Annotated in this window: 23 protein-coding genes; 15 read left to right on the top strand and 8 right to left on the bottom strand. The window is 66.3% G+C overall.

The features are described from left to right. Position 1: 1 nt before the first annotated feature. Positions 2-301 (bottom strand): hydroxyisourate hydrolase, encoded by a 300-nt coding sequence (gene uraH / locus ACQPW1_RS20730; protein ID WP_433664340.1) that lies wholly within the window; start codon positions 299-301, stop codon positions 2-4. Next, positions 298-810: a 2-oxo-4-hydroxy-4-carboxy-5-ureidoimidazoline decarboxylase gene (uraD, locus tag ACQPW1_RS20725; RefSeq protein ID WP_433664339.1), complete on the bottom strand. Its 513-nt coding sequence runs from the start codon at positions 808-810 to the stop codon at positions 298-300. The genes uraH and uraD overlap by 4 nt, the downstream gene beginning before the upstream one ends. A gap of 162 nt (positions 811-972) precedes the next feature. On the opposite strand from uraD, the gene ACQPW1_RS20720 reads away from it, so the two are divergent. After that, entirely contained in the window at positions 973-2,478 is a 1,506-nt protein-coding gene (locus tag ACQPW1_RS20720; protein WP_433664337.1) for a PucR family transcriptional regulator, read from the top strand. A 30-nt stretch (positions 2,479-2,508) separates the two neighbouring features. On the opposite strand, the gene ACQPW1_RS20715 is transcribed toward ACQPW1_RS20720, so the two are convergent. After that, positions 2,509-3,048, bottom strand: coding sequence for a MarR family winged helix-turn-helix transcriptional regulator (locus ACQPW1_RS20715; protein ID WP_433664336.1), 540 nt, complete (start codon positions 3,046-3,048; stop codon positions 2,509-2,511). 74 nt (positions 3,049-3,122) lie between these two features. Between ACQPW1_RS20715 and ACQPW1_RS20710 the strand changes: the two genes are divergently transcribed. The 3 genes from ACQPW1_RS20710 (at position 3,123) to ACQPW1_RS20700 (ending at position 6,866) form a co-directional block, all read left to right on the top strand. Continuing rightward, entirely contained in the window at positions 3,123-3,842 is a 720-nt protein-coding gene (locus ACQPW1_RS20710) for an SDR family NAD(P)-dependent oxidoreductase (protein ID WP_433664335.1), read from the top strand. Positions 3,843-3,967: 125 nt separating this feature from the next. Beyond that, entirely contained in the window at positions 3,968-4,900 is a 933-nt protein-coding gene (locus ACQPW1_RS20705) for a family 2A encapsulin nanocompartment shell protein (protein ID WP_357383968.1), read from the top strand. Further along, the gene (locus ACQPW1_RS20700; protein WP_433664334.1) at positions 4,872-6,866 is read left to right on the top strand and encodes a family 2A encapsulin nanocompartment cargo protein cysteine desulfurase; all 1,995 of its coding nucleotides are present in this window, start codon (positions 4,872-4,874) and stop codon (positions 6,864-6,866) included. The genes ACQPW1_RS20705 and ACQPW1_RS20700 overlap by 29 nt, the downstream gene beginning before the upstream one ends. Before the next feature lie 99 nt (positions 6,867-6,965). Here the strand turns inward: ACQPW1_RS20700 and ACQPW1_RS20695 are convergent, their stop codons facing one another. After that, a complete protein-coding gene (locus ACQPW1_RS20695; protein WP_433664333.1) occupies positions 6,966-7,976 on the bottom strand; it encodes a polysaccharide deacetylase family protein in 1,011 nt (336 codons plus the stop codon). Between the two features lie 219 nt (positions 7,977-8,195). Here ACQPW1_RS20695 and ACQPW1_RS20690 point away from each other — a divergent pair, with 219 nt between their 5' ends. Together ACQPW1_RS20690 and ACQPW1_RS20685 are read left to right on the top strand one after the other, a co-directional pair. Then, positions 8,196-9,689, top strand: coding sequence for a putative glycoside hydrolase (locus ACQPW1_RS20690; RefSeq protein WP_433664332.1), 1,494 nt, complete (start codon positions 8,196-8,198; stop codon positions 9,687-9,689). Between the two features lie 116 nt (positions 9,690-9,805). Beyond that, complete coding sequence (locus tag ACQPW1_RS20685; protein WP_433664331.1) at positions 9,806-10,288, top strand: cation:proton antiporter regulatory subunit; 483 nt, start codon at positions 9,806-9,808, stop codon at positions 10,286-10,288. 12 nt (positions 10,289-10,300) lie between these two features. Here ACQPW1_RS20685 and ACQPW1_RS20680 read toward each other — a convergent pair whose 3' ends face one another. Continuing rightward, entirely contained in the window at positions 10,301-11,029 is a 729-nt protein-coding gene (locus tag ACQPW1_RS20680) for an SDR family NAD(P)-dependent oxidoreductase (protein ID WP_433664330.1), read from the bottom strand. Between ACQPW1_RS20680 and ACQPW1_RS20675 the strand changes: the two genes are divergently transcribed. From ACQPW1_RS20675 to ACQPW1_RS20665, 3 genes are all read left to right on the top strand, one after another. After that, positions 11,028-11,594, top strand: coding sequence for a TetR/AcrR family transcriptional regulator (locus ACQPW1_RS20675; RefSeq protein ID WP_433664329.1), 567 nt, complete (start codon positions 11,028-11,030; stop codon positions 11,592-11,594). The two genes, ACQPW1_RS20680 and ACQPW1_RS20675, sit on opposite strands and share 2 nt — an antisense overlap. A gap of 10 nt (positions 11,595-11,604) precedes the next feature. After that, positions 11,605-12,390, top strand: a complete 786-nt coding sequence (locus ACQPW1_RS20670; protein WP_433664328.1) for an alpha/beta fold hydrolase — start codon at positions 11,605-11,607, stop codon at positions 12,388-12,390. A 319-nt stretch (positions 12,391-12,709) separates the two neighbouring features. Then, positions 12,710-16,186 (top strand): DNA-directed RNA polymerase subunit beta, encoded by a 3,477-nt coding sequence (locus ACQPW1_RS20665; RefSeq protein ID WP_433664327.1) that lies wholly within the window; start codon positions 12,710-12,712, stop codon positions 16,184-16,186. 51 nt (positions 16,187-16,237) lie between these two features. On the opposite strand, the gene ACQPW1_RS20660 is transcribed toward ACQPW1_RS20665, so the two are convergent. Further along, positions 16,238-17,773 carry a DHA2 family efflux MFS transporter permease subunit gene (locus tag ACQPW1_RS20660; protein ID WP_433664326.1) on the bottom strand — a complete coding sequence of 512 codons (1,536 nt, stop codon included), beginning with the start codon at positions 17,771-17,773 and terminating at the stop codon, positions 16,238-16,240. Positions 17,774-17,800: 27 nt separating this feature from the next. Further along, complete coding sequence (dapA, locus tag ACQPW1_RS20655; RefSeq protein WP_433664325.1) at positions 17,801-18,706, bottom strand: 4-hydroxy-tetrahydrodipicolinate synthase; 906 nt, start codon at positions 18,704-18,706, stop codon at positions 17,801-17,803. A gap of 71 nt (positions 18,707-18,777) precedes the next feature. On the opposite strand from dapA, the gene ACQPW1_RS20650 reads away from it, so the two are divergent. Further along, the gene (locus tag ACQPW1_RS20650) at positions 18,778-19,677 is read left to right on the top strand and encodes a LysR family transcriptional regulator (RefSeq protein WP_433664324.1); all 900 of its coding nucleotides are present in this window, start codon (positions 18,778-18,780) and stop codon (positions 19,675-19,677) included. Here ACQPW1_RS20650 and ACQPW1_RS20645 read toward each other — a convergent pair. Beyond that, positions 19,662-20,324 (bottom strand): hypothetical protein, encoded by a 663-nt coding sequence (locus ACQPW1_RS20645; RefSeq protein WP_433664323.1) that lies wholly within the window; start codon positions 20,322-20,324, stop codon positions 19,662-19,664. The genes ACQPW1_RS20650 and ACQPW1_RS20645 overlap by 16 nt on opposite strands. Positions 20,325-20,404: 80 nt before the next feature. Here ACQPW1_RS20645 and ACQPW1_RS20640 point away from each other — a divergent pair, with 80 nt between their 5' ends. From ACQPW1_RS20640 to ACQPW1_RS20620, 5 genes are all read left to right on the top strand, one after another. Continuing rightward, positions 20,405-21,016 (top strand): VOC family protein, encoded by a 612-nt coding sequence (locus ACQPW1_RS20640; protein ID WP_433664322.1) that lies wholly within the window; start codon positions 20,405-20,407, stop codon positions 21,014-21,016. A gap of 54 nt (positions 21,017-21,070) precedes the next feature. After that, positions 21,071-22,522, top strand: a complete 1,452-nt coding sequence (locus ACQPW1_RS20635) for an MFS transporter (protein ID WP_433664321.1) — start codon at positions 21,071-21,073, stop codon at positions 22,520-22,522. Between the two features lie 50 nt (positions 22,523-22,572). Next, positions 22,573-23,016, top strand: a complete 444-nt coding sequence (locus ACQPW1_RS20630) for a methyltransferase domain-containing protein (protein ID WP_433664320.1) — start codon at positions 22,573-22,575, stop codon at positions 23,014-23,016. Between the two features lie 13 nt (positions 23,017-23,029). Then, positions 23,030-23,311: a hypothetical protein gene (locus ACQPW1_RS20625; RefSeq protein WP_433664319.1), complete on the top strand. Its 282-nt coding sequence runs from the start codon at positions 23,030-23,032 to the stop codon at positions 23,309-23,311. A 240-nt stretch (positions 23,312-23,551) separates the two neighbouring features. Continuing rightward, positions 23,552-24,205: a PAS and ANTAR domain-containing protein gene (locus ACQPW1_RS20620; protein ID WP_433664318.1), complete on the top strand. Its 654-nt coding sequence runs from the start codon at positions 23,552-23,554 to the stop codon at positions 24,203-24,205. Positions 24,206-24,207 lie beyond the last annotated feature (2 nt).

The following is a 24,207-nucleotide window of genomic DNA, read 5'->3' as shown; positions in this document are numbered from 1 at the left end:
TTCAGCTACCTCGATAGGTGGAGTAGGAATACGGACTGAGCAGCAGCGGCACGTGGTAGTGCGCGGCCGGGTCGGCGACGGTGAAGTCGATGGCGACCGAGGGGTAGAAGGGGCTGATCTCGCCGGTGTCGAAAGTCAGCCGGTGCGTGCCGGTTTCGGGCGCGGGCAGGTCCTTGATGCGGCCGTCGTCGTCGGTCTGCCGTTCGGCGAGCACGGTGCCGTCGGCGCGCGACAGCTGGACCCGCAGCCCCGCGGCGGGGCGCCCGGTCACCGCGTTCAGCACGTGGGTGGACAGACTCACTTGTCCCCCAACAGCTTTCGCACACGCAGCCGGGTGATGTCGGCGAGCTCGCTCTGCACCTTGATGCGCTCGTCGAGCAGCGAGTTGGTCAGGCGCTTGCGCAGCTCGGTGAGCATCTCCTCGGCGCTGCGGCCGGTGGCGCGGATCAGGAAGACGTGGCCGAAGCGATCCTCGTAGGCCCGGTTGCCCGCCGCGAGCTCCGTGCGCACCGCGAGGTCGGCGGTCGCCGCGCCGGACTGTTCGCCGCGCGACCACGCTGCCTCCCGCTCGGACAACTCGGCCTTGGCCCGGTCACCGATGCGCGGATGCGCCGACAGCGCCTCCTCGACATCCGGCCAGCTCAGCTCGCACACCGCGGCAACGGCCGCGTCGGTGGCACGCGCGGCGTCGGGATAGGGCCGGGAGGCCGCCACCTTCTGCGCCCACCGCCGGGACGCGCAGCAGGTCAGCAGTTCCTGCTCTGCCTGGTCCGGCGGCAATGCGTTGAGCCATCCGATGTCGCCTGCCATCTGACCTCCTGTCGGGGTTCACCAATCTGTTCCGCAAGTACACCCGCAGCGGAACAGCGCAGCTAGAAACGAGAAATCTGAACTGTGCGCCAGTTCACAGCCAACTCTTTGTGCGAATGTCCAAGGGCGTTTACCAGGGGGGCGACTGTTAGCCTTCGCAACGTGCGCCTTCGATCACTGCTGACCATGGCGGACCTGGGGCTCGAGCTCGTCACCGGCGAGGAAGAGCTGGACCGGTTCGTGCGTTGGGTGGTGACCACGGACATGCTCGATCCGGGTCGCTACCTGTCCGGCGGGGAGCTCGTGCTCACCGGCTTGCAGTGGCGGCATGATCCCGCCGACAGCGAGGTGTTCGTGCGCGCGCTGGCCCAGGCCGGGGTGGCCGGGATGGCCGCCGGTGACGCCAGGTACGGAGGTGCGCCGCCGGATGTGGTCGAGGCCTGTCGCAAGCATCGGATTCCGCTGTTCCGGGTGCCGGAGACAGTTGCGTTCGCCGCGGTCACCGAGCAGATCACCCGCAATCTGTCGACCGGGCGGGCGGCGGATCTGACCGCGATCCTGGACCGGCATCGCCAGCTCGTCTCGGGTGCCGGGCTCGGCTCGGTGCTGGAGCTGATCGAACGCGATCTCGGCATGCGATGTTGGGTGGTGTCGTCAACCGGTCGGGCGGTAGCCGGGCCCGGCACGCCGCCACCGGTCGAGGTGACCACCGCGTTTCTCAGTGCCCGTCGGCTGCCGGTCGCGTTTCTGCACGAAGGCAGCCGGTATTCCCTGTTCGCTGTCGATGAGCATCGAACCTCGCGGGCCGCGGACTGGTTCCTGGTCTTCGAGGGTGACTACACCGAGTGGCCCGAGGAGCGGCGCGCGCTGGCCGGTGAGCTCGCAGCCGTCGTGTCGCTGGAACGCGCGCGGCAGGACGACCGGCAGAGCGCCGAGGGGCGACTCGCGCAGGAACTCGTCGAGTTGATCGTGTCCGATGCCAAGCCGACAGAGATCATCTCGCGGCTGGAGCTCACCGGGCTCGGCCCCGCGGAGACCTATATCGCGGTCGCAGCCGCCGCCGATGACACCTTGCGGCCCGGGGAGTTACGCGTGATGTTGCGCGAAATCCTGTACGGCAGAAGGCCTGCCGCCGGTGTGGTGGACGGCGAAGCGATCGCGTTGATTCCGGCAGGTCCGGATACGCCGGTGATCGATGAAATCAACCGTGCGGTAACCGCTTTGGAGCCCGGGCTGCGTGGTAGCCGACTATCCGTGGGCGTCAGCGGCGTTGTCGACGGCGAGGGCCTACGCGGCGCCGTCGAAGAAGCCCGGTACGCCCGCCGGATGGCCGCAGGCCGACTACAACCCGCCAGCGTCGTCGGGCACGACGAACTCGCCACCCACATGCTGCTGCTCGCGTCGGTCCCCGACGAGGTCCGCCGCATGTTCCGGCTCCGCCTCCTGGACCCGCTCACCACCTATGACCAGGACAATCGCGCCGACCTCGTGCACACCCTGGAAACCTTCCTCGAGGTTTCGGGTTCGTGGACCAAGTGCGCCGACCTCCTGCACGTCCACGTCAACACCCTGCGCTACCGCATCCAGCGCATCGAAGAACTCACCGGACGCGACCTCTCCCGCCTCGAAGACCGCGTCGACTTCTTCCTCGCCCTCGCATTGCGCTGATCCTTCTGACACGCAACAGCTTCGGCACACTTACACGTCCGTCGAGCCGACCTGGATGATCTTCTGGAGGTTCAGGCGCGTCATCAGGTCCCGATGCAGGATACGGAGAAGATCGGTCAGGTCGGCCCGCTGTTCGGGGGTCAGGCTGGCGAGCAGGTCGGTCTCGCGGCCGAGCACATGATCGACCAGCCGTTCCACCAAGGCGTGTCCGGCTGGCGTGAGTGCGATGACCACGCCGCGGGAGCCGTCGTCGAGTGGCGCCCTGGTGACCAGGCCCTCGGCTTCGGCGCGGGTGACCCGCTGGGAGATCGCGCCCGCGGTGAGCATGGTGCGCTCGGTGAGTTGCCGGGTGGTCAGCTGATACGGCTCGCCGCTGCGGCGCAGCACGCTGAGTAGATCGAGGGTGGCCGCGTCGGTACTCTCCGCGGCGAGCACGCGGCGGCGGTCGTCGCCGAAAGCCTTGGCCAGATGCCATATTCGCGTCACGACGCCGATGCCGTCGACCGGGGTGCCCGGCCGCTCGCGGAGCCAAGCGAGCGCGATCGCGTCGACGGGATCGTTGTCATCCATGCCACTCCTCGGTTGCGTTTAGGTCTAAACGTCATCTACGTTTAGACCTAAATGTACTCGATGAGGGAGCTGACATGGGACGGAACATCGTGGTCACCGGCGGAGCCACCGGGATCGGCCGGGCGATCGCGCGCATCTTCGCGGCCGCGGGCGACACCGTGGTGATCACCGGGCGCCGGGCCGAGCCGCTGCACGCGACCGCGGCCGAACTCGGCGTCACGGCACGCGTCTGCGACGCGACCGATCCGGCGCAGATCGAGGCGCTGGTCGAACAACTCCCCCGCGAAATCGACGTGCTGGTCAACAATGCGGGCGGCAATACCGACTTCGACAACGAGGCGCCGACCGACCTGCGGAGTCTCGCCGCCGCGTGGCGGGCCAACCTGGACGCCAACCTGATCAGCGCCGTGCTGATGACCTCCGCACTGCGCGAACGGCTTTCGAGCACGGGGGCCGTGGTGAACATCGGCTCGATCGCCGCGGACAAGGGTGCGGGCGCGTACGGTGCGGCCAAGGCCGGACTCGCCTCCTGGAACACGCAACTGTCCGCGGAGCTCGGGCCGCAGGGCATCACCGCGAATGTCGTTGCGCCCGGCTACATCTCCGACACCGAGTTCTTCCGTGACAAGTTGACCGACGAGCGGCGCGAATCCCTCATCGCCGCGGCACACACCCGGCGCCCCGGCGTCCCGGAAGACATCGCCGCCGCGGTGCACTATCTCGCCTCGCCCGCGGCCCGGCAGGTGACCGGCCAGGTGCTGGCGGTCAACGGCGGCGAACGCACCACTCGATGAGCCCCGGAAAACCGGCGCGGCGCGCGGCGCAAGGCGGGCAATAGGGGCGATCCGGGCATCCCGGTAGGTAGGGGCTAGCATGGGCGAGCTGGTAACGGTGGATTTGCCGATCCCAAGGTGGTTCGATGACTAAAGCTGTTCCAAGGCCGGTTGCACTGGGCGATGATGCTGCCCGGACACTGGCGAATGCTACGAAGAGCGTTCCGCAGATGGAGTCGATCACCCCACGGTGGTTGGTTCATCTGTTGAACTGGGTGCCCGTCGAGGCCGGTATCTACCGGCGTAACCGGGTCACCGACGAACAAACCGTCGATATTCAGTGCGATAACTTCGACGAGTCTCCGCTGCCGGAGACGTTTATCGACTACGAGCGGGACCCGCGGGAGTATCGACTCAAGGCGGTGCACACCATTCTCGATGTGCACACCCGTGTTTCAGATCTCTACTCGAGCCCGCACGATCAGATTGCTCAGCAGTTGCGGTTGACCATCGAGGCAATCAAGGAGCACCAAGAGGGCGAGCTGATCAACAGCCCGGACTACGGTCTCATCGCGAACGCCACGAAGAAGCAACGGATCTCGACGATCGCCGGGCCGCCGACGCCGGACGACCTCGACAATCTGATCACGAAGGTCTGGAAAGAGCCGGGGTTCTTCCTCACCCACCCGCAGGGCATCGCGGCGTTCGGCAGGGAATGCACCCGGCGCGGTGTGCCGCCGCCGACCGTGAGCATGTTCGGGTCGCAGTTCCTGACCTGGCGCGGGATTCCGATCATTCCGTCGGACAAGGTTCCGGTGGAACGCGGGAAGACCAAGTTCGTGCTGATCCGCACCGGCGAGGCCCGTCAGGGCGTGATCGGTCTGTATCAGCCCGGCCTGGCCGGTGAACAGGGCCCGGGCCTTTCGGTGAAGTTCATGGGTATCGATCGCAGCGCGATCGCGTCATATCTGGTGTCGCTGTACTGCTCGCTGGCGATCCTGACCGACGATGCGGTGGCAGTGCTCGACGGAGCCGAGGTGGGCAAGTTCCATGACTACGCACCGACCTACCGGAGCTGACATCTCGCGCCCAGCGGACGATGGTGGCGCCGAGTGGATGCTGCCGGACGAGGCGACGCTGAATCGCCTTGCCGGAGCGTTCTTCTCGGCGCTGCCGTCGGGGTCGGCGGGCTTGCCCGCCGCTCCGGTGGGCCTGAGTGTGGCACAGCCGGATATGCCGACGTCGCCGCCGAACGCACCGGTGCCGTCACCCGTGCCAGCGGCGACAGCTGCTGGTGCGCCGGGGTTCTCCGGTGCGACGCATCCTGGTGGGCACACGCCGGATGCGGCATCGACGGGCGCATTGGGTACACCACCCCCAGGTGGCCGCACATCGTCGGGTACACAAGGTGTTTCGGGTACGACGCCGCCCGGCGGCAGCACCCCCGAGCCGTCGGTCCCCGGTGTCTACGGCACCGCGCCCGCCAGCGGCCGCACGTCGGCCCCAGGTGCGCAGGGACTTTCAGGCACCACTCCGCCCGGCGGCAGCACGCCGGAGCCGACGGTGCCGGGTTGGGGACGCGACGTGCCGATGGCCGACGCCGCGGGCCCGCCTGCGTACCCACCGGCGAATACCGCCGGAATACACAACGACCGATTCCTCACCACACTGCCGTCGTTGAGCAGTGTGCTGTCCCCGCAACGCTTTCCCGATGCCGCGCCCCAGCAAGCCGCCGGTGCGCCGAGCTTCTATTTCCTGGATTCGCCCGGTGCCGCGGCATCGACCGGTCCCGCCGCGTCGTATCGGGTACCCGACGCGCACCCGCCGCTCAACGTGCACGCGGTGCGCAACGATTTCCCGATCCTGAGGGAGCGGGTGAACGGGCATCCGCTGGTGTGGTTCGACAACGCCGCGACGACGCAGAAGCCGCGCGCGGTGATCGAGCGCATCGCGCATTTCTATGAGCACGAGAACTCCAATATCCACCGGGCCGCACACGAATTGGCGGCGCGGTCCACCGATGCCTACGAGCAGGCCCGCGACATCGTGGCCCGGTTCATCGGCGCGTCCTCGGCGGAGGAGATCATCTTCGTCCGCGGCGCCACCGAAGGCATCAACCTGATCGCCCAGACCTGGGGCCGCAAGAACATTCGCGAGGGCGACGAGATCATCATCTCGCACCTGGAGCACCACGCGAACATCGTGCCCTGGCAGATGCTGGCCGCCGAGACCGGCGCCCAGCTGAAGGTCATTCCAGTGGACGACAACGGCGAGCTGCTGCTCGGCGAGTACACCAAGCTGCTCTCCGATCGAACGAAACTCGTTTCGGTGGCGCATGTTTCGAACGCGCTCGGCACCATCACGCCGGTGCGCGAGATCGTCGCCGAGGCGCAGCGGGCCGGGGCGGTCACCATCGTCGACGGCGCGCAATCGGTCCCGCACACCTCGATCGACGTGCGCTCGATCGGCGCCGATTTCTTCGTGTTCTCCGGCCACAAGCTGTTCGGGCCCACCGGAATCGGCGTGGTCTACGGAAAATCCGAGATACTGCAAGATGTTCCGCCCTGGCAGGGCGGCGGCAACATGATCAGCGATGTCACCCTGGAACGTTCGCTGTTCCAGCCGCCACCCGGGCGATTCGAGGCGGGCACCGGCAATATCGCCGACGCGGTCGGGCTCGGTGCGGCAATCGAATACGTCGAACGCATCGGCATGGACGCCATCGCACGCTACGAGCACGAACTGCTCGAGTACGCGACTCCTCGGGTCGCGTCGGTGCGCGGCATCCGACTGGTGGGCACCGCCGCCGACAAGGCGAGCGTGCTCTCGTTCGTCATGGCGGGCTACGAGCCGCTCGAGGTCGGAAAGGCGTTGAACGAGAAGGGCATCGCGGTTCGGGCCGGTCACCACTGCGCCCAGCCGATTCTGCGCCGCCTCGGCCTGGAGGCGACGGTGCGTCCGTCGTTCGCCTTCTACAACACGTGCGAGGAGATCGATCGGATGGTTGCCGTCCTCGAACAACTCGCCGCTCGCGCGCCGCGGTGAACGCGGCGACCGGCAGTACCTGACACCTTTACGTCAGCCGCATATCACGTGCGGCTGACGTAAAGCTCTGTGCGCCAACGGCAGCCGATACGGCTGGAATCAGTACGACTTCGCCTGACCCGACCACCGCAGGTTCAACGTCCCGGATAAGCGCGCAGGGAAGGAGATCTGCTTTGGGTTCCCGTCCGAGGTGTAGCGCTGCTCCGGGCGCGCGGCGAGCCGGTCCAGCCAGTAGGTCGAATCGAAGTCGACCGCTGTTCTGCCCGAACGGATTCGGGGAACGGCCGTGGGATCGAGTTCGCCGTATTGCGACGGCGCGGGCTCGGAGCCGACCAGCATCACCGCCTCGAACGCGTAGCTCGTGCCGTCCCAGCTGCCCGCGGTGGCCAGGGTGCGATCGGCCGGGGCGATGCCGAGCGGCAAGGCCATGGTCCGGACCGGACCCGGGGTCGCCGACTCGATCGCGCGGACGTTGTCCGCCAGCTCGCGTTGGACTCCGGTGCTGTCGAGCTGCGCGAGGTTCGCGTGGGTCGCGGTGTGCGCGCCGATCTCGTATCCGTGTGCGGCCAACCACGATAGGGCTCGCGGATCGTCACCGAACGGCTGATTGTTGACGTAAAAGGTGGCGGTCGGCGCGAAGTCGGGGTGCTCGACTCGGAACTGTTCGAGCATGCCGACAACGGTATCGGGCGCGACCTTGCCGTCGGCGGTGAACGCGAGCTGGCTGAGGGTCGAGTCGTCGAAGGTGAGCACTATCGGGTGTGTGCCCGCGGGAAGGTCGATGGCGCCGGAGATGTAGGCGGCAGCGGTCACGGGACGGTAGTTCTCGCGGTACAGCCGATCGAGTTCGGCGCGGAATTTCTCTGGCGTCTGGTCGTATTCGCTGTCCGGCTCGGACGCCAGCTGGTGGTACATGAGGACGGGCACAACGCCGAGCTCGTTGGCGCCCACCGCGGCAGGATCGGGCGCAGGACTGTTCGACGGCTGCGCGGCCGCGATCAACGTACCGGCGGGGTTGGCCGGGCCGGGGTCCGCGGCACAGGCCGCGGTGGCCGTGCACGCCAGCACCGACAACATAACTCGAACACCGATAGTCGCGTTCTTCGTCACCGCGCAAACAGTACGCGAGCGCGACCATTTCGTTGTGTAAGGAACTCGGGCAAAGTAGCGACGGGCGCGGGCCGAACCCGCGATAGTTGAGCGATATCCTGACGAAAGTTGGTGTGCGCGTTGCTAGAACGACTAGGCGTTACAGGACACCGGCGTTTGGCGGCAGTCCTAGTTATCTCAGTCTTATCAATTCTTGTCGCTTCTGTGACCCTGAGTTGGGTGCGCACCGAACCGCGGGGATTGACCGTCACCGGTCTCCCGAGCAGCCTGGTCGGCGCGGCGACCTTGTCCGCCATGACATTGCGCGTGGACGCGGGTGAATACGACCCCGCCACCATGCGACTCGAACTCGACGGCAAGCCCGTCTCCGGCACCATCGACGGCCGCACCGTCGTCTACCGGCCAGGAGCGCTGCCCGACGGCGAGCACAAGTTCACCGCCGAGATCCCACCGAACTTCCTCGGCTTCCTGCGCACCGGGCCCGGCGTGTCCAAGACGTTCACCGTGGACAACGAGGCGCCGACTTTGGAGCTGACGCAGCCGACCGGCGTGACCTCTTACCGCCAGCCGGTTACCTTGCGCGGCAAGGCTAATGGGGCCGAGCGCGTATCCATCGGCACCCAGTCGGTGACACCCGCCGACGACGGGGCGTTCGAGATCACGATGCCGCGAGCGCAAACCGGCGGCCAGGTGGTAGCCGTGGACGCGGCGGGTAACGAGGCCGTGCAGGCGATCACGGCGGCGATAGAGCAGCCGCGGATCAAGGCGGTACATGTGACCGCGTACGGCTGGTCCGACGACGGACTCCGCGAGGACGTGTTGAACATGGCCCGCGACGGGCGCATCAACACGGTGCAGCTCGACATCAAGGACGAGGACGGCGTCGTCGGCTACGACTCCCAGGTGCCGCTCGCCCGCGAGTCGGGTGCTGTCAACAGAATCTACGATGCCCCTGCGGCATTGCGGCAATTGCACGACATGGGCATTCGGGTGGTGGGCCGGATCGTCGCGTTCAGAGACAAGACGATGGCCGAATGGGCCTGGCAGACAGGTCATCAGGACTGGGTGATCCAGACGCCGTCCGGTGAACCGTATTCCAGCAAGTACGGACCGATCGCCTTCACCAACTTCGCGAATCCCGAAATGCGCAGATACAACATCGATCTCGCGGTCGAGGCGGCCAAGCTCGGCTTCGACGGGATCATGTACGACTACATCCGGCGCCCGGACGGCGCGCTATCGCAGATGCACTTCCCCGGCTCGACCAGCTCGCCCACTGTATCGATCGCCGAATTCCTCAGAGAGAGCCGCGATCCCGTGCGTGACGCGGGCGCCGATCAGAGTGCCGCGGTGTTCGGTATCGCGTCCACCAGACCCGACGAGATCGCGCAGGACATTCCGATGATGGCCAAGTACGTCGATTACATCGCGCCGATGCTGTATCCCTCGCATTGGAACTCCGGTGAGTACGGTGTCGCCAACCCGAACTCCCAGCCCTACGACATCATCTTCCGCTCGCTGCAGGACTTCCGCACCCAGACGCAGGGCACCGCCGCCAAGGTCGTCCCCTGGTTGCAGGACTTCAGCCTCGGCGTCAGCTACGGACCCGGCGAGGTCAGGGCGCAGATAGACGCCGCCAACGACGCAGGCGTGAACGGTTTCTTCCTCTGGAGTCCCACGGTCCGCTATCACCTCGCGGGCCCCTCGGACTGAGTTCGGCAGGCGATCGCGCAACGCCCTGACGATGCGCGATCGCCATGCACGACCGATCGGTTGGATTGAATGAGCGGCAGCACACCCGTACCAGTCGACGCGGTTACGCTGGTGGAGTGAACGTTGAAGTGACGCGCCTACCGGGTATCGGTGTGCGCAAGGACTTTCCGGTCAAGGGCGTTCGCCGCCGGATCGGCGTCATCGATCACAAGGACGGCACGATCTATCTGATCGTCAGCAAGTCCGACAATCCCGAGGCCACCGACCAGATTCCGTTATCGGCGTCGGAGGCGGCCGCACTGGCCAATCTGCTGGGCGCCCCACAGCTGGTCGCTCAGCTGCGCGAGGAACATCGCGAGTTCGACGGCGTGAACACCCGGCAGTTCTCCATACTCGGCGGCTCCCCCTACGCCGACCGGCCGCTCGGCGAGACCGAGATGCGTACCCGGACAAGGGTTTCCATCGTCGCGATCATGCGCGGCGGGGCGGTGATCCCGTCACCGGGCCCGGATTTCACCTTCGCCGCCGGCGACCTGCTGGTGATCGTCGGAACCACCGAGGGGCTGGACGCCGCCGCCAGAATCCTCACCGACGGCTGAGCCTGTCCGCGATCAGCCGCTGAACAGGTCGAATACCGCTTCCGCCCGGTCTCGGGCGCGGTACATCTCCCACGCGGTGGCGGCGAGGTCGTCGGGATCGAGGGTGCGTCCTTCGAGCGAGCCGAAACGGCCCGGGTCGGCGGTGACCATTGCGTGGATGTCACCGCGTTCGATCAGTCTGCCGATGGTGAGGGTGGCCGCGTAGACGCCCCGGTCGGCGAGGGCGGCGTTGAGGGTGACGGCGTAGTTGCGCAGAGCGGCGGAGGGCAGGGCCAAGTGGCCGAGCATCGGCATGGGTCGGACGCTGGAGAGGCCGCCCGCGAAGAGTAGTGCGCCAGTGCCCCTGTCGAGCATGGCCGGGAGGACTTCGTGCACCATGTCGACGGCCGGCCAGACCCAATCGAACGCGGATTGCGCCGTGGTGGAATCGATTTCGGTGAGCGGGATGGGTTGTTGCGTCGGGCCCGGGCCGTAGTAGGCGACCTCGATGTCGCTGTCACCGGCGATCTCGGCGAGGACAGACTTCAGGCGGGCGCGGTCGGTCACGTCGGCGGCATAGGCGGTGGCATCGATGCCTTGCGCGGCAAGCTCTTTCAGATAGCCCTCGTGGCGTGCGTCGCTGCGCGAGACCAGCGCGACCCGGAATCCTTCGCTACCGAAACGCTTCGCCATGGACATGCCGAGGCCGGGTCCGACGCACGAAACCGAGGAGCCCCTCGACTTTTGTAGGATGGTCCTCATGACCAAGCCGATGCGCCGCGACGCGGCCCGCAATCGCGAGAAGCTGTTGCGGGAGGCCGCCGGTGTATTCACCGAGCAGGGGCTCGACGGATCACTGGAGGAGATCGCGCGGCGGGCCGGGGTCAGCATCGGCACGCTGTACAACCACTTCCCGCACCGCGACGCGCTCATCGAAGCGCTGCTGCCGCCGCGCCTGGCCGCCATCGGCGAATTCGCCACCCGGGCCGCGGCCGAGCCGGACGCCTGGCTGGCGTTCAGCGGATTCATCGAGGAACTACTCGGCCAGATGACCACCGACCGCGGCCTGCTCGAGGCGTTCACCGGCGACCATCCCGCCGCCGCCCAACTGGCCGAGGCCTGCCATCGCGGGATGTCGCACCTGTCGACACTGCTCCAGCGCGCCCGACAGGCGGGCGCGGTGCGTGCCGACGCGAGCGACGAAGACGTGGTGCACCTGGTGTGGGCGCTGTCGCTACTCGGCGAGGCGACCGGATCACCCGCCTGGCGTCGCTGCCTGGAACTCGTCCTCGACGGCCTGCGCCCCATCCACCAACCGACCCGATAGGAGCAGCACCGTGCCATATGCCAAGGCCGCCAACGGCGTTCGCCTCGCGTACCAAACCGCGGGCGCGGGCGCTCCCCTGCTGCTGCTCGCCGGGCAAGCCAACAATCACCACTGGTGGGACGGGATCCGCGAGGACTTCGAGACCCGGTATCGCACCATCACGCCCGACTGGCGCGGCACCGGCGACAGCGACAAGCCCGACGAGCCTTACAGCACAGTCGGTTTCGCCGACGACGTGATCGCGGTGCTGGATGACCTCGGCATCGATCGGGCCGCGGTGTACGGCACGTCCATGGGTGGCCGTGTCGCACAATGGCTGGCCGCCCGCCATCCGGAGCGAGTGCACGCCCTGGTCCTCGGCTGCACCTCCCCCGGCGGCAAGCACGGCATCGAACGCGGTCCCGACATTCGACAGTCGCTCATCGACCCCGATCCGGCCGTGGCGCGGCAGGCGCTGCTGGAACTGATGTACACCCCGGAATGGTTGGCGCACAACGCCGGTCCGTACAACACCGTCGGCGACCCCGCGATGCCCGCCTATGTCAGGCGTCGCCATCTGATGGCCAGCAACAAGCACGATGCCTGGGATGTCCTGCCGGACATCGAGACTCCGACCTTGATCGTGCACGGCACCGAGGACCGGTTCAATCCGGTCGCGAACGCGCCGCTGCTCGCCGAACGCATCCCGCACGCGCGCATGCACCTGATCCCCGGCGCCCGGCACGCCTACTTCGACGAATTCCGGGCCGTCGCGGGTCCGCTCGTGTTGAACTTCCTGGACGAAGTGTGCGCATAGCCCTATTCGTGCGCCTGCCGAATTGATCGAATTCCGCCGAAAGCCTTGACTCAGGCAGGTTCCCGGGGTTATTATTTCTACAGAGGAAAACATTCGACGTGGTTGTTACATGACCCCAAGTATCGAATGCCTATTGTGCTGCGCCGAATCTGTGAGTAACTTGGGACGTTGCGCTGGCTGCCTCCTGTCCGACCACACGAACCCAATTCCGTGAATCGCCATCAATGATGTGGTGTTCGCTTCTTGCGGTGTGCGAGTTTCGTTCGGTAGGTGACCACACGCAATTCATCAGCAGTGTGAGGTCGCGGAAGGACGCACCGTGTCAGTCTCGTCCCAGAAAGTCACCACAACAGCCCAGGTAGTTGCCGGTATCCCCGGCGCCCCGAAGCGGGTGTCGTTCGCCAGAATTCGTGAGCCCCTGGACGTGCCGGGGTTGCTCGACGTGCAAACTGACTCGTTCGAATGGTTGATCGGCGCACCGCAATGGCGGGCGCGCGCCGCCGCACGCGGCGAGAACAGCACCGCGGGCGGGCTCGAAGACGTGCTCGCCGAGCTGTCCCCGATCGAAGACTTCGCGGGCACCATGTCGCTGTCCCTGTCCGACCCGCGATTCGAAGAGGTCAAGGCCTCGATCGACGAGTGCAAAGACAAGGACATGACCTACGCGGCGCCGTTGTTCGTCACCGCGGAGTTCATCAACAACAACACCGGTGAGATCAAGAGCCAGACGGTCTTCATGGGAGATTTCCCGATGATGACCGACAAGGGCGCGTTCATCATCAATGGCACCGAGCGTGTCGTGGTCGCCCAGCTGGTTCGTTCGCCGGGTGTCTACTTCGACCAGTCCGTCGACAAGACCACGGAGAAAGACCTGTACAGCGCGCGGGTCATTCCGTCACGTGGCGCATGGCTGGAGTTCGACATCGACAAGCGCGACTCGGTTGGTGTTCGCATCGATCGCAAGCGTCGCCAGCCGGTTACCGTGCTGCTCAAGGCCTTCGGCTGGACCGCAGAGCAGATCACCGAACGGTTCGGGTTCTCCGAGATCATGATGTCGACGCTGGAAAAGGATCACACCGCGGGCACCGACGAGGCGCTGCTCGACATCTATCGCAAGTTGCGTCCGGGTGAGCCGCCGACCAAGGAGTCCGCGCAGACCCTGCTGGAGAACCTGTTCTTCAAGGACAAGCGTTACGACCTGGCGCGCGTCGGGCGCTACAAGATCAACAAGAAGCTGGGCCTGGACATCGCCTCGGCCACGTTGACCGAGGAAGACCTCGTCGCGATCATCGAGTATCTCGCCCACCTGCACGTGGGCGACAAGACGATGACCGCGACGGGCGGCGTCGAGGTGCCGATCGGGGTCGACGACATCGACCACTTCGGTAACCGGCGCGTGCGCACGGTCGGTGAGTTGATCCAGAACCAGATCCGAATCGGTCTGTCCCGCATGGAACGTGTGGTCCGGGAACGGATGACGACGCAGGACATCGAGGCGATCACACCGCAGACCCTGATCAACATCCGCCCGGTGAGCGCGTCGATCAAGGAGTTCTTCGGGACGTCGCAGCTGTCGCAGTTCATGATGCAGGACAACCCGCTCGCGGGCCTGACCCACAAGCGCCGCCTCTCGGCGCTCGGGCCCGGCGGCCTGTCGCGGGAACGGGCCAGCATCGAGGTCCGCGATATCCACTTCAGCCACTACGGGCGGATGTGCCCGATCGAAACGCCGGAAGGCCCGAGTATCGGTCTGATCGGCTATCTTTCGGTGTTCGCGCGGGTCAATCCGTTCGGGTTCATCGAGACGCCGTACCGCACGGTGGTCGACGGTCAAGTGACCGACCAGGTGGTCTACATGACGGCCGATGAAGAGGAACGGTACATCCGCGCCCAGGCCAACTCGCCGGTCGACGCGGACGGGCGGCTGCTGGAGAACAAGGTGCTCGCGCGGCGCTTCGGCGACGAGGTCGAGTTCGTCGCGCCCACCGAGGTCGAACTCATGGATGTGTCGCCGCGCCAGATGGTTTCGGTCGCGTCGGCGATGATCCCGTTCCTCGAGCACGACGATGCCAACCGTGCGCTGATGGGTGCGAACATGCAGCGGCAGGCAGTTCCGTTGATTCGTTCCGAGGCTCCAGTGGTGGGCACCGGCATGGAACTGCGGGCTGCCATCGATGCGGGTGATGTTGTCGTCAACGAGAAAGACGGTGTGGTGGAGGAGGTTTCGGCCGACTTCATCACCGTGATGGCCGACGACGGGACACGGAAGAGTCACCGCCTACGCAAGTTCGCGCGATCGAATCAGGGCAACTGCGTCAACCAGCGGCCGATTGTCGACGAAGGCGCGAGAGTCGAAGCGGGACAAGTACTTGCCGATGGCCCGTGCACCGAGAACGGTGAGATGGCGCTGGGCAAGAACCTGCTCGTCGCGATCATGCCGTGGGAAGGCCACAACTACGAGGACGCGATCATCCTGTCGCAGCGCCTCGTGGAAGAGGACGTGCTCACCTCGATCCACATCGAAGAGCACGAAGTCGATGCTCGGGACACGAAATTGGGCGCCGAGGAGATCACCCGCGATATCCCGAACATCTCGGACGACGTGCTGGCCGATCTCGACGAGCGCGGCATCATCCGGATCGGTGCCGAGGTGCGCGACGGCGACATTCTCGTCGGCAAGGTGACGCCGAAGGGTGAGACGGAGCTGACCCCCGAAGAACGGTTGCTGCGGGCCATCTTCGGCGAGAAGGCGCGCGAGGTCCGCGATACCTCGCTGAAGGTGCCGCACGGTCAATCCGGGAAAGTCATTGGCATCCGGGTCTTTTCGCGTGAGGACGACGACGACCTGCCTCCCGGTGTCAACGAGCTGGTGCGCGTGTACGTGGCGCAGAAGCGCAAGATCCAGGACGGCGACAAGCTCGCCGGTCGCCACGGCAACAAGGGTGTCATCGGCAAGATCCTGCCGACCGAGGACATGCCGTTCATGCCGGACGGCACCCCGGTCGACATCATCCTGAACACGCACGGTGTGCCGCGTCGTATGAACATCGGCCAGATCTTGGAGACTCACCTCGGGTGGATCGGCAAGACCGGCTGGGAGGTCAAGGGCTCCCCCGACTGGGCGCAGACCCTGCCGGAAGAGTTGCTGTCCGCGCCCGCGAACAGCAATATCGCCACACCGGTGTTCGACGGTGCGCGCGACGAGGAGCTCACCGGGTTGCTCGGCTCGACGCTGCCGAATCGCGACGGCGACGTAATGGTCGGCGGGGACGGCAAGGCGACGCTGTTCGACGGTCGCTCCGGTGAACCGTTCCCGTACCCGGTCGCGGTGGGCTATATGTACATCCTGAAGCTGCACCACCTGGTAGACGACAAGATCCACGCCCGTTCGACCGGCCCGTACTCGATGATCACCCAGCAGCCGCTCGGCGGTAAGGCACAGTTCGGTGGTCAGCGCTTCGGTGAAATGGAGTGCTGGGCCATGCAGGCCTACGGCGCCGCCTACACGCTGCAGGAGCTGCTCACCATCAAGTCCGACGACATCGTGGGTCGCGTGAAGGTCTACGAGGCGATCGTCAAGGGCGAGAACATTCCGGAGCCGGGCATCCCGGAATCGTTCAAGGTGCTCCTCAAGGAACTCCAGTCGCTGTGCCTCAACGTCGAGGTGCTGTCATCCGACGGCCACGCGATCGAGATGCGTGACGGCGACGACGAGGATCTCGAGCGCGCCGCGGCGAACCTGGGCATCAACCTGTCCAGGAACGAGGCGGCCACCGTCGAGGATCTGCCCAGCTGATAATCATGCGCCGAGATCGCCTGCCGGGCAGGCGATCTCGGTGCGTGATCGCTAAACGTGAACCGCGGCAACCGCGTCGGTCAGGTCCGGGTTCTTCGGCTTGGTGCGCGGCAGGAAGAACGCCGGAACCAAGGTCAGGATGATCAGCACCAGCGCCACCACGTAGGTGTGGCTGAATGCCGTTGCGGCCTGGTTCAATCCGGTCTCCAGCACGCCGGGTGGCAGCTTGCTCGCGAACTCGGGATTCGAATTGGCCGCGATCGCGGGCTTGGCGAATTCCCTGTTGTTCAGGAAGTTGGTCAGCACCACCGAGATCGTCGCGGTGCCGATCGAACCCGCCGTCTGGTTGACGATGTTCATCAGCGTCGAGCCGCGGGCGACCTGCTGATGGCTCAGCGTCTGGATGGCCGCGGTCATGATCGGCATCATCGTGCAGCCCATGCCGAGGCCCATCACGAACAGCGCGCCGAGCATCAGCGGGTACGAGGTGTCGACGGTGAGCTGGGTGAAGAACACCGTGCTGACCGCGATCAGCGTGATGCCGACCAGCACGATCTTCCCCGGCCCGATCTTGTCGACCAGCTTGCCGGCAATCGGCATGGTGACCATCGCGCCCAAACCCTGTGGGATCAGCAGCAATCCGGCCTGCAACGCCGATTCGCCACGGACCTGCTGCAGATACGTCGGCAGCAGCAAGGCCCCGCCGAAGAACGCGATCGCGAACAGCACCATAGTGAGCACGGCCATGGTCAGCGAACGGTTGCGGAACAGATGCAGATCGATCAGCGGATGCTCGGTGCGCAGCGCGTGGAAGACGAACGCGACCAACATGACGGCGCCGATGATGGCGGGCAGCAACACCTTTGTCGCGATCACCGTGCCCTCACCGGGAATGGACGAGACGCCGTACAGGAACAGCGCGAGTCCGGGCGAGGCGAGCAGCATGCCGAGGAAGTCGAACGACTCCGACGGCTCCGGCTTGTCCGCGGGGAACACGACGTAGGCCAGGATCAGCGCGATCACGCCGATCGGCACGTTGATCAGGAAGATCCACTGCCAGTGGAATTCGATCAGCCAGCCGCCGAGGATCGGGCCGCAGATCGGGCCGAGCAGCATCGGCACACCGAGCACGGCCATCACCCGGCCGACGCGTTGCGGGCCTGCCGCGTGCGTCATGATCGTCATGCCGAGCGGCATCAGCATGCCGCCGCCGATGCCCTGGATCACCCGAAATGCGATGAGCGACTCGATGTTCCACGCGGTGGCGCACAGCACGGAGCCGAGGACGAAGAAGGTCAACGCCGCCATGTACAGGCGTTTGGTGCCGAACCGGTCCGCCGCCCACCCGGTGAGCGGAATGACGGTGGCCAGTGCGAGCGTGTAGCCGGTGATCGTCCACGCCGCGATGGCGTAGCTCGTCTCGAATTCGGCTTGGAAGGTCGGAAGCGCGATATTGACGACGGTGATGTCGAGGATCGACATGATCGCGCCGAGCACGACCACGCCGGCCACTTTCAAGACCGCCGGGTCTAGTTTGTCGGCGGTCGGGTCAGGCCCCGTCGCCTGATTATCCGGAGGTTGAGTCACCGCTTCAGCGTTCCACCTCTTCGGCTCCTACACCAGCAATTTCTGTGGCAATTCGCGAGAACAATTCTCGAGGGCGGTCAGCGCGGCCGTTGTCGAGGCCTCGCTGGCAGGGAGCAGCGGCAGGCGAACCGCGGGGCTGGGGATGCGTCCCTCGGCAGCCAGGACCGCCTTGATGACGGTGGGGTTGGGTTCGGCGAACAGCGCGGTGGACAGAGCGGCGAGCCGGTGGCTGAGGGCGCGGGCCTCGTCGAGCGGGCCGTCGCGCCAGGCGGTGACGAGGGCGGCGAACTGTGCGGTGACCAGGGTCGCGGAGGCGAGGATGCCGCCTGCGGCGCCGAGGGCGAGCAGGGGTGCGGCGAAGAGGTCGTCGCCCGCGAGGACGGCGAAATCGGCTGGGCGCGTTCGCATCAGCTCGATGGTGGTGTCGTCGATGCTGCCGACGGCGTGTTTGACGCCGATGATGTTCGGGTGCGCGGCGAGCTGGCCGAGGGTGTCGGCGCCGAGGATGCGGCCGGTGCGGTACGGAATGTTGTAAATGACCAGCGGCACGGGGCTGGTGGCGGCGAGGGCCTGGAAGTGGGCGAGCACGCCCGCCTCGGAGGGGCGCGTGTAGTACGGGACGACGGTGAGCGCGGCGGTGATGTGTGGGCTGAGGGCCGCGACCGCGTCGATCGAGTCGGCTGTGCAGTTGGAGCCCGCGCCGACGATCAACTGGGCGTGGTGTTCTCGGCAGACTCGCGCGCAGATCTCCACGACGAGCGCGCGTTCCACGGCGGTCAGGGTGGCGGCTTCCGCAGTGGTGCCGAGCGCGACCAGGCCGGTCGCCCCTTCCGTCAGGGCCGAATGGGCCAGACCTTCCAACGCGTCGGCGCCTAGCGCGCCGTCTGCGGTGAACGGCGTGACAAGGGGGACGAATAAGCCTGCGAGCGTCATGAGTATGAGCTTGACCGGATTGAACCTTCAGGTCCAGTTCACGTTTCTACAGTTGAGCATAAGATGAGCTGATGCTGGACATTCGTAAGTTGCGGCTACTTCGCGAGCTGGCGCATCGCGAGACCATTGCCGCGGTCGCCGACGCGCTCGCCTACACGCCCTCGGCGGTGTCCCAGCAGCTCAGCGCGCTCGAACGGGAAGCCGGTGTGCCACTGCTCGAGCGGACCGGGCGGCGGGTCACGCTGACCCCGGCCGCGCGCACGCTGGTCGAGCACGCGGAGACGATCCTCGCGGTGCTCGAACAGGCGGCGGCCGAGTTGGCCACCACTCGTGCCGGACTGACCGGAACGTTGCGGATCGGGGCGTTCCCGACCGCGGTTCGGACGATCCTGTCCCCCGCGCTCGTCACGTTGAGCCGCGATCATCCGGGGCTCGAGCTGATGGTGACCGAACTCGATCCGGCGACTGCGCCCGCCGCGTTGCGGGCGGAGACCTTAGATGTCGCGCTGGTCCAGGAGTACGACTATGTGCCCGTCGAGCCGGATTCGGCGTTGGACACCGAGCCGTTGCTCGAGGAGACCATCTATCTGGCCGCGCTTTCCGACGCGTCGCTGGCCAGCTGGCGCGAAACCTCCTGGATCGCAGGGACTCCCGATACGTTGTGTCACACGATGACCGTGCGTGCCTGTCAGGCAGCGGGATTCACGCCGCGTATTCGGCATCATGCCGACGACTTCGGCACCGTGCTGGCGCTGGTGGCGGCGGGTCAGGGGGTGGCGCTTGTTCCGGAGCTCGGTGCGTTGACGTGTCCGGCGGAGGTCACGCTGACGCCGCTGCCGACGCGGCGGCGGACGTTGCTGGCGTATCGGCGGGGTACCGGGGACCATCCCGCCGTTCGGGCCGCTCGCTCTGCGCTGCATGCCTCGGTCGAGGAGATCGAGGCGGCAAGGCTGCCTCAGCTCAGTCGGTAGCGGCTGGTCGGCACCACGTCGATGTCGCGGTCGGCGCCGAAGGTGCTGATGCTGTTCATCAATCGGTTGATTCGCCGGGTCAGTTCGGCGTTGTCGCCGTTGCTGCCGTAGAACGCATGTGCGTCGGTGAGGGCTTCGATCGGGAACAGTTCCTCGACGATGGCCGCGATGTCGGGGGCTGCGTCGGTGACACTTTCGAGCACGAGGTTCTGGACGTAACCGAAGGTCGCCTGGGTAGCGATGGCGACCTCGGTGTGCTGGTCGCGCCAGCGGTGTAGCCATTCGGCTTGCGGGAGGGTGTCGGGGCGGCGCAGGAACGCGATGTTGGCCAGGCCCGGTGCGCGCTCGCGGAGTGGGACGCTGGGCGGCTCGATCGGGCTCACTTCCTCGACTCGCCAACCGGCGACCCGCTTCGCCGTCGACGCGAGAATGTCGGCGACGGTGTCGGTTTCGTGTTGATCGGGCAGCCAGACGCTGACTACGGCGTTTATCGGATCATCGAAGGTGGTCAGGCGCAGCATCGCGTTCGCGACGGTGGCGTCGGAGATGTTCGCCTGCACCGCAATGGTTCCGGCGGCCGACAGGCGCACGGTCAGTTCGTCGGCGAGGAGGTCGCCGGCGTCCCAGAGTGCGAACATCACCTTCATCGTGCAGCTGCTTTCTGTAACAGGTTTCACCTTGGCGCAGCGTAGCTCAAACTGTCGCGGGCACAGCTAGGGTTTGCGAAGTGAACAGGTTGGATCATCTTGTGCTGGCCACGCCCGATCTGCCGGACGCGGTGGCCACGGTGACCCGGTTGCTCGGGGTGGCACCGGTCGCGGGCGGGCGGCATGGCGGCCGAGGGACGCGTAACTTCCTGCTCGGCCTCGGGGACGGTGGGTATCTGGAGATCATCGGGCCCGACGACGACCAGCCCGCGCCAACGCTTCCCCGGCCGTTCGGGATCGATGAACTGGCCGAGCCACGGGTGGTGACCTGGGCGGTGCGGGTTACCGACATCGACGCGGTTGTTGCCGAAGCCCGGGTGGCCGGTTACGACCCGGGCGATGCCTTCGAGATGTCCCGCGACACTCCGGACGGGCAGGCGCTGCGCTGGCGGCTGACGTTGTCGCGGGACGCAGGTGTGGTTCCATTCCTTATCGACTGGGGTGCGACCGCGCATCCGTCCGCAAACCTGCCTGCGGTGACGCTGCGCGCCTTCGAGGCCGTGCACCCGGACCCCGCGGCGACCTCCGCCCGGCTGGGCACGCTCGCGGTCGATCTCGCGGTGCGACCGGGCCTGCGACCGGCTCTGATCGCCACTCTCGACGGGCCGAACGGCACCCTCACACTGCTCTGAATACTTGCCATCGCCTCGGGTAATCGGTCGGCACTGACCGAAGGTGGGTGGCCTGTGAGGACGATATCGACCGATATTCCGGCGCGGCTCGATCGTTTGCCGTGGTCGCGCTGGCACTGGATGGTGGTGATCGGGCTCGGATCCGTCTGGATCCTGGACGGCCTCGAGGTCACCGTCGTCGGCAGCGTGGCGAGTCGGCTCTCCGAACCGGGCAGCGGCATAAACATCACGGCCGCACAGGTTTCCGGGCTCGCGGCGGCGATGTATGTCGCCGGGGCGGGCTGCGGTGCGCTGTTCTTCGGTTGGCTCACTGACAGATTCGGCCGCAAGAAGCTGTTCCTGATCACCCTCGCCGTGTATCTGTTCGCGACAGCGATGACCGCGCTGTCGTTTTCGATGTGGTGGTTCATCCTGTTCCGCTTCCTCACCGGATTCGGCATCGGCGGCGAGTACGCGGCGATCAACTCCGCGATCGACGAGCTCATCCCGCGAAAGTATCGTGGGCGCATCGACATTGTCATCAACGGGACGTTCTGGCTTGGTGCCGTCGGCGGTTCGCTGCTGTCCATCGTCGCGTTGAACACCGACCTGTTTCCGGCGAATATCGGCTGGCGCTTGACCTTTGCGCTCGGCGCCGTGTTCGGGCTGATCATCTTGGTGGTGCGTCGCCATGTGCCGGAGAGTCCGCGCTGGATGTTCATCCATGAGCGCGAGGACGGGGCCGAGCAGACCGTCGCCGACATCGAAAAGCAGGTCCGCGCCGACACCGGACGCGAGCTGGAAGACGTGTCGGATCAGCGGATCGAGATCCATCAGCGGCGCACCATCAGCTTCCGGGAGATCGCCGCGGTGATGGTGAGGCACTATCCCAAGCGCAGCGTGCTCGGGTTGTCGCTGTTCATCGGGCAGGCGTTTCTGTACAACGCCATCACCTTCAATTACGCACTCATCCTGTCGAAGTCGTTCCATGTGGCCGACGATCGGGTCGGCTACTACTTCGCCGTGATCTGTTTCGGCAACTTCCTCGGACCGCTGCTGCTCGGCAAGCTGTTCGACACGGTCGGGCGCAAGCCGATGATCGCGGGCTGCTACATCGGCTCCGCGATTCTATTGTTCGGCACCGCATGGCTTTTCGCGGCGGGAGTGTTGTCCGCGGTGACGTTGACCGCGTGCTGGACCGCAGTGCTGTTCGTCGCCTCCTGCGGCGCCAGCGCGGCGTATCTGACGGTGAGCGAGATCTTTCCGATGGAGACGCGCGCCATGGCGATCGCGTTCTTCTACGCGCTCGGGACCGTCGCGGGTGGCGTGGCCGGGCCGCTGGTGTTCTCGAAGCTGGCCGCCGACGGTGATCCCGGCAAGATCGCGCTCGCCTTCGCCATCGGGGCCGCGGCGATGTTCGCCGCCGGGCTCGTCGAGGTGGCGTATGGCGTACGGGCGGAAGGCCGTTCGCTCGAGGACATCGCGAAACCGCTGAGTGCTACCACCGCGTCGGCCGAGGCTTCCTAAATTGTCTCAGACACCTTAGTCTGGAGGCCAGTCACGCCGAAGGGACACCGATGTCAGCCGCCATGCCGCACGCGCCGACCCGCGCCTTCAACAGCCTCGTCACCCACGGTTGGAATCGGCTCGCCCGGGTGTACAACATCCCCCTGGTGCAGCGGGTCGCCTACCGGCCGCCGCAGGACGAGATCATCGCGCAGCTGCGGCAGGATGATGTTCGCCGGGTCGCCGATGTCGGTTGCGGCACCGGGATTCTCGCGTCTCGCATTCACCAGGACCTGAAGCCCGACGTCGTCTTCGGTTGTGACGCTTCGGTCGGCATGCTGCGACAGGCGAAAGCGCGCTCCGGCGAGGTCAATTGGGCGTACTTCCCGCCAACCGACGAGATGCGGCTACTGGTCGAGGCCGCGGGCTTCCGGGTCACCGAGCAGCGCGCGGTGCGCAGGCCCGTGCCCAACCCGCTCGTGCCGGATGTGCTGACCGTCGCCCGGCGCGCCTGATCGGAGAATCGCTGTGCCACAACCGAGCTCGACCCAGTACCTGACCGCGCGGATCGACCGGCTGCCCGGGCCCATCCCCGCCGCATGGGGCGCCCGGATCCGGTTGCACACCGGGATCGAGGGTTTCATCAGCCGAATCCAGCAGCAGCACTATCGCTTTCGGGACACCGTCGCGTGGCCGAGCCTGCGCAGGATCGGTGTCGGCGAGCAGCTGCTCAATACCGCGCGCGTGCGACACGGCCGGATGTTCGACCGGGTATACGACGTCGCGCGTACCGCCCACTGGTACGTCTGACCTCGAAGTTCCGCCAGGTCACGGCCCTTTCACGGACTCCGCCCGCCTCGCCGACGAACTGTCGGCAGGCCGATGTAATCTTGTCGACCGGACGCGCTGCCCCAGCCCCCGCCAGCCGACCGTTTTGATACTGACATCGGTCTAAGGTTCGAGAGGGGCAGGTCGTTGGATCAGTCTGTTGATGTTCCGAACGTCGCACGTGGGGGCGGCGAAACATCGAGCACGGTGCTCGACGGAGCTATGGAGTCCGAGACGGTTCGACCGGTCGAGGAAGTGCTCGGCGCGGGCCGGGCGCAGAGCGCGGGCACCTTCCGCTTCTGGCGGGCCGATCAGCGCTGGGAATGGTCCGACGAGGTCGCGCTCATCCACGGCTACGAGCCGGGGTCCGTGCGGCCGTCCACCGAATTGCTGCTGTCGCACAAGCACCCCGAGGATCGGGAGCAAGTCGCGAACACCATCGCCAGGACGGTCGAGACCGGCGAGCCCTTCTGCAGTCGCCACCGGATCATCGATACCAGGGGGTGCGTGCACCACGTCCTCGTCGTCGGCGACGACATGCTCGAAGGCGGCGAGGTGGTCGGCACGTCGGGCTATTACGTCGATATCACCAACGCGCTCGAAGAAGACCGCAGGCAGACCCTCGACGGCGCGCTGCCCGAGCTCTACTCCGCGCGGGCCGAGATCGAGCAGGCCAAGGGTGCCCTGATGCTCATCTACGGAATCACCGCCGAGCAGGCGTTTCGGGTGCTCATCTGGCGTTCCCAGGAGACCGGGACCAAACTGCGCGCGCTGGCCGCCCAGCTCGTCTCCGAGGTGACGATGCTGGACGGGCCGATGGTCGAACTGCGCACCCGATTCGACTATCTGCTGCTGACGGTGCACGAGCGCATGTGAGC

It is taken from the genome of Nocardia sp. CA-128927 (genome assembly GCF_050955855.1).
Taxonomy (GTDB): domain Bacteria; phylum Actinomycetota; class Actinomycetes; order Mycobacteriales; family Mycobacteriaceae; genus Nocardia.
Note: the sequence above shows the minus strand (reverse complement) of the source record. Positions and strands in the feature narration are given on the sequence as shown.

Bases quoted from the DNA above. Each gene is read 5' to 3' on its own strand.
- uraD (WP_433664339.1), bottom strand. From the start codon at position 810: ATGGCAGGCGACATCGGATGGCTCAACGCATTGCCGCCGGACCAGGCA.
- ACQPW1_RS20715 (WP_433664336.1), bottom strand. From the start codon at position 3,048: ATGGATGACAACGATCCCGTCGACGCGATCGCGCTCGCTTGGCTCCGC.
- ACQPW1_RS20710 (WP_433664335.1), top strand. From the start codon at position 3,123: ATGGGACGGAACATCGTGGTCACCGGCGGAGCCACCGGGATCGGCCGG.
- ACQPW1_RS20705 (WP_357383968.1), top strand. From the start codon at position 3,968: ATGACTAAAGCTGTTCCAAGGCCGGTTGCACTGGGCGATGATGCTGCC.
- ACQPW1_RS20700 (WP_433664334.1), top strand. From the start codon at position 4,872: ATGACTACGCACCGACCTACCGGAGCTGACATCTCGCGCCCAGCGGAC.
- ACQPW1_RS20675 (WP_433664329.1), top strand. From the start codon at position 11,028: ATGACCAAGCCGATGCGCCGCGACGCGGCCCGCAATCGCGAGAAGCTG.
- ACQPW1_RS20680 (WP_433664330.1), bottom strand. From the start codon at position 11,029: ATGAGGACCATCCTACAAAAGTCGAGGGGCTCCTCGGTTTCGTGCGTC.
- dapA (WP_433664325.1), bottom strand. From the start codon at position 18,706: ATGACGCTCGCAGGCTTATTCGTCCCCCTTGTCACGCCGTTCACCGCA.
- ACQPW1_RS20650 (WP_433664324.1), top strand. From the start codon at position 18,778: ATGCTGGACATTCGTAAGTTGCGGCTACTTCGCGAGCTGGCGCATCGC.
- ACQPW1_RS20645 (WP_433664323.1), bottom strand. From the start codon at position 20,324: ATGAAGGTGATGTTCGCACTCTGGGACGCCGGCGACCTCCTCGCCGAC.
- ACQPW1_RS20630 (WP_433664320.1), top strand. From the start codon at position 22,573: ATGTCAGCCGCCATGCCGCACGCGCCGACCCGCGCCTTCAACAGCCTC.
- ACQPW1_RS20620 (WP_433664318.1), top strand. From the start codon at position 23,552: ATGGAGTCCGAGACGGTTCGACCGGTCGAGGAAGTGCTCGGCGCGGGC.